The organism is Bacteroidota bacterium (genome assembly GCA_016195025.1).
Lineage (GTDB): Bacteria > Bacteroidota > Bacteroidia > Palsa-948 > Palsa-948 > Palsa-948.
This window is the reverse complement of sequence record JACQAL010000005.1, coordinates 1-4,649: the sequence shown is the minus strand read 5'-3', so window position 1 is coordinate 4,649 and position 4,649 is coordinate 1. Positions and strand designations below refer to the sequence as shown.

The 4,649-nt window shown below is 41.2% G+C and carries 3 protein-coding genes; 1 reads left to right on the top strand and 2 read right to left on the bottom strand.

Going from position 1 to position 4,649, the window contains the following annotated elements; translation table 11 throughout:
- Positions 1-269 precede the first annotated feature (269 nt).
- Together aceA and aceB are read right to left on the bottom strand one after the other, a co-directional pair.
- Entirely contained in the window at positions 270-1,547 is a 1,278-nt protein-coding gene (aceA, locus tag HY063_00915) for an isocitrate lyase (protein MBI3500333.1), read from the bottom strand.
- A 14-nt stretch (positions 1,548-1,561) separates the two neighbouring features.
- Positions 1,562-3,169: a malate synthase A gene (gene aceB, locus HY063_00910; protein ID MBI3500332.1), complete on the bottom strand. Its 1,608-nt coding sequence runs from the start codon at positions 3,167-3,169 to the stop codon at positions 1,562-1,564.
- A 117-nt stretch (positions 3,170-3,286) separates the two neighbouring features.
- Here aceB and HY063_00905 point away from each other — a divergent pair, with 117 nt between their 5' ends.
- On the top strand, positions 3,287-4,588 hold the full coding sequence (locus HY063_00905) for a helix-turn-helix domain-containing protein (protein MBI3500331.1): 1,302 nt from the start codon (positions 3,287-3,289) through the stop codon (positions 4,586-4,588).
- Positions 4,589-4,649: the final 61 nt, after the last annotated feature.

Sequence of the window (4,649 nt, the reverse complement as noted above, 5' to 3'; positions counted from 1 at the left end):
GCCAACCACCTTAGTGAGGGGTGTATAGCTATTTCAGTATTTTTACAAAAATTGTATAGCCATATCCGTGTAACGAAACAATAGTGTATAACTATTCCAGTAAAACCAATCACAACTGTATAGTTATTTTAGTAAAGGTCATATAGTTATTTTAGTAAAGGTCACCTTGCACGGATTTCGGAGGATTAGGGACGATTGCGGAGAACCGCGGGGAAATTACGGGATGATTAATCATTTTTACGATTATACTGTAATACTGATTTGCTCCACTAATTGAATTGCTTCTCTTCCGTTGAATTGTGCATCGCAGTTGTGGTAGTAAGCCCTCCTGTTACAGTATTCTGCACCGCATCAAAATACCCTGTGCCGACAAACGACTGATGTTTCACCGCCTTGAATCCTTTTTCCTGCAAAGCAAATTCTTTCTGCTGAAGTTCTGAGTAGCCCGCCATTCCTTTTTCCCTGTAAGCAAGAGCAAGTTCAAACATACTTGTGTTGAGCGCGTGAAATCCAGCAAGCGTTACGAACTGAAATTTATATCCGAGTTCTGCCAACTCTTCTCTGAACGAGAGCATTTCTTCTTTAGAAAGTTTTGCCGACCAGTTGAAAGATGGTGAACAATTGTACGCTAAAAATTTGTTTGGAAATCTCTGATGAATCGCCTGAGCGAATTCTCTTGCTTCAGAAATATCAGGATGCGAAGTTTCGCACCAGAGCATATCGGCAAATGGAGCATAAGAAAGCCCACGGTTAATCGCTTGCTCCAATCCATTTTTTACTTGATAAAATCCTTCAGAAGTTCTTTTTCCAAAAATAAATTTTCTGTCGCGTTCGTCAATGTCAGAAGTAATGAGGTTGGCGGCATCCGCATCGGTTCGTGCAATAATAATAGAAGGAACTCCCATTACATCCGCAGCAAGCCTCGCAGAAATTAATTTGTTGATTGCCTCTTGAGCAGGCACCAAAACTTTTCCTCCAAGATGTCCGCATTTTTTTGCTGAAGACAATTGGTCTTCAAAATGAACTGCTGCTGCACCTGCTTCAATCATCATTTTCATTAATTCAAAAGCGTTAAGGTTTCCTCCGAAACCGGCTTCGGCATCGGCAACAATAGGTGCAAGAAAATCTACTTCTGTTTTTCCGCTCAGCGTTTGAATTTGGTCAGCACGCAGCAATGAGTTATTTATTTTCCGAATCACATTCGGAACGGAATCTGCTGGATATAAACTCTGGTCAGGATACATTTGTCCTGTAAGGTTTGCATCAGCGGCCACCTGCCACCCGCTGAGATAAATTGCTTTTAATCCCGCTTGCACTTCCTGTATGGCTTGATTTCCTGTAAGCGCGCCAAGCGCAGAAACATATTTTTCAGAATGCAGAAGTTTCCATAGTTTTTCTGCTCCGAGTTTCGCAAGCGTGTATTCAATTTTCACCGAGCCGCTGAGGTTTACAACCTCTTCAGCAGTGTAAGTGCGTTCGATTCCATTCCATCTCGGATTTGAATTCCAGTCGGTAATTAATACGCTGATGCGTTCTTGTTTTGTCATAGATAATTTTTTTATTAATCTAATTGTTGATATGCAAGTGTTGTAAGAAAATCGTGAAGATGATTTGCATTCACCATTCTATTAAAAAGCATGAATGCTTCTTCGTATTTTTCATCGCGAAAGGATTTCTCACCTACTAAATTTTTGATTTTAGCAATTGCTTTCGGCACGATGGTTTCATATATATCGAAGGAAAAAATTCTTCCGTCCGAAAGTTTTACATTTTTGTTATGAAGCCATTGCCAGATTTGTGTGCGGGAAATTTCCGCAGTGGCTGCATCCTCCATCAGGTTGTAAATCGGCACGCATCCCGTCCCTCTCAGCCAGGAAGCGATGTATTGAATCGCTACATCAATGTTGGTGATGATTCCTTCCTCAGTAATTGTGCCTTCGGGAATTTGCACTAAATCTTTCGCTGAAACTTTTACATCTTCTCTTTTTACATGAATCTGATTTTGCGATGGCATGTGCTTGTTAAAAATTTCTTTTGCAATCGGAACAAGGGCAGGATGCGCAACCCATGTTCCATCATGTCCGTCTTTTGCCTCGCGTTCTTTATCCGTGCAGACTTTTTCAAGAGCAATCAGGTTTGTTTCTTCGTCATTCTTAATCGGAATCTGAGCGGCCATTCCTCCCATCGCGTGAACATTTCGTTTGTGGCAGGTTTGAATCAGTAGCTGGGAATAACTTCTCAGGAAGTGTGTGGTCATTGTAACCTGAGAGCGTTCCGGCAGAACAAAATCCGAATGCGCGCGGAACTTTTTTATGAAACTGAAAATATAATCCCACCGTCCGCAATTTAATCCCGCAGAATGCTGACGCAGTTCAAAAAGAATTTCATCCATCTCGAACGAAGCGAGAATTGTTTCAATCAGAACGGTTGCTTTAATTGTTCCGAGAGGAATGTTCAATAATTTCTGCGCTTCCGTAAAAATCTCATTCCATAATCGCGCTTCCAGATGGCTTTCTATTTTCGGCAGATAGAAATACGGAGCAGTTCCTTTTTTCAGAAGTTCGTGAACATTGTGATAGAAGTATAATCCGAAATCAAATATGGAAGCGGAAATAAATTCATCGTCCACCAAGAAATGTTTTTCTTCCATGTGCCATCCGCGCGGACGGACAAACAGCACGGCAGTTTTTTCATTGAGGCGATAGGTTTTTCCATTCGCGTTATTATAATAGGTAATCGTTCCGCTCACTGCATCGCGAAGATTTATTTGTCCCTCAATGATATTATTCCATGTCGGTGAAGTGGAATCCTCAAAATCCGCCATGAAAACATTCGCTCCTGAGTTGAGCGCATTGATAATCATCTTGCGGTCAACCGGACCGGTAATTTCAACTCTACGGTCGAGCAAATCTTTGGAAAGCGGAGCCACAGTCCATTCGCTCTCGCGGATGTGTTTGGTTTCCGGAAGGAAAGAAGGAAAAATTCCTTTGTCAATTTCCTGCTGGCGCTCGAAACGTTTTGCAAGAAGTTGTTTCCTTCTCACATTGAACCTGCGGTGAAGATGCGCGATGAACTCAAGTGCATCGGTAGTGAGAATGCTCATGTGCGCATCCAGCACGGGAGCATTGATTTCGATTCCTTTCAGGAGAGTAGCAGTTACGGGCGACATGTTAGTATGAATTAGGGTTAAACATTGCGCAATAGTACGAATATTTTCAATCAGCGAAATTTCGCTAAAAGAATTTTTTCAACAATCTGCGTACATTCCGTTAACAAGTTGCTATATTTGTCCGTGCAGTTAAGCGGAGGTAATATCAAAATCATTTTCGGGCTGAAGATTAAACAACTTCGAAGCGAACAGAACCTTTCGCTTGTTGAACTTGCCGAGAAAAGCCATCTATCGGTTTCTTACCTGAATGAAATAGAAAAAGGCAAAAAGTATCCATCGGGAGAAAAAATTGCTTCACTTTCCAAAGCGCTGGACATTCCTTATGATAAACTGGTTTCCATAAAACTTCACAAAGCGCATGCACCCATCGCTTCGGTGCTTGATTCAAAAATTCTGGATGAGATTCCGTTTGAGATGTTCGGCATTGACAGGCATAAACTGGTGGAACTGATTTCAAATGCTCCCGCGAAAGTGAACGCATTTATCTCCACCATCATTGAAGTGGCGCGCAACCATGAGTTTACACAGGAACATTTTCTTCTTGCCGTTCTTCGCTCTTACCAGGAATCTCATGAAAATTATTTTCCCGAACTTGAAAAATCCGCGAACTCGTTTGCGGAAAAACATTCTATTAATAATAAGGTATCGGTTAAACCCGCAACGCTTCAGAAAATTCTGGAAAAAGAATTTGGGTATGAAGTGAATGATACAGAACTTCCGACATATAAAGAGATAAAGCACATGCGTGCTGTTTCTCTCGAAGGAAAGAAAAAACTCCTGCTGAACCCCGCGCTCGATGATTCTCAGCGCGCATTTATCATGGCAAGAGAAATTGGTTTTCACTATTTGCATTTGAAGGAAAGACCTTTCACGCTTCCGCTGATGAAAGTGGAATCGTTCGACCACGTGCTCAATAATTTTAAAGCATCCTATTTTGCAGGCGCATTGCTGATGAATGAGCAATCGCTTGTTGCTGATATGGAAAAGTTCTTCTCTGCAAAAAAATGGAGTGAAGAAAATTTCCTGAAACTGATTTCCAAATACACCTCTTCGCACGAAACATTTATTCATCGCCTGACAAATATTCTACCTTATCATTTCAACCTGAATAATCTTTTCTTCCTGCGCTTCGACAACAAAATCGGAACAGGGCATTATGCTTTGACAAAGGAACTTCACCTGAATCAGCTTCACAATCCTCACGGAAGTAATTTGGATGAACACTATTGCAGGCGATGGGTTTCCATCCGTGTTCTGAAGGAAATGGAAAAGAAAAAAAGAAAATCGAAAGAACCTGTAGTTGGAATTCAGCGCTCTAAATATCATAACTCGGAAAACGAATCCCGAATTCAAGAACTTAGCGCAACAAATCGACCTAGTAGATTTGTTGTATGGAAACACAGAATTATCACAGATTAAGTTATAAAGAGCGTGTCGTAATCGAGACACTTTTGGGTGAAAAAAAGTCACCTTCCTTTAT

Excerpts from the sequence above, each read along its gene's own strand:
- aceA (MBI3500333.1), bottom strand. The coding sequence starts at position 1,547 with ATGACAAAACAAGAACGCATCAGCGTATTAATTACCGACTGGAATTCA.
- aceB (MBI3500332.1), bottom strand. The coding sequence starts at position 3,169 with ATGTCGCCCGTAACTGCTACTCTCCTGAAAGGAATCGAAATCAATGCT.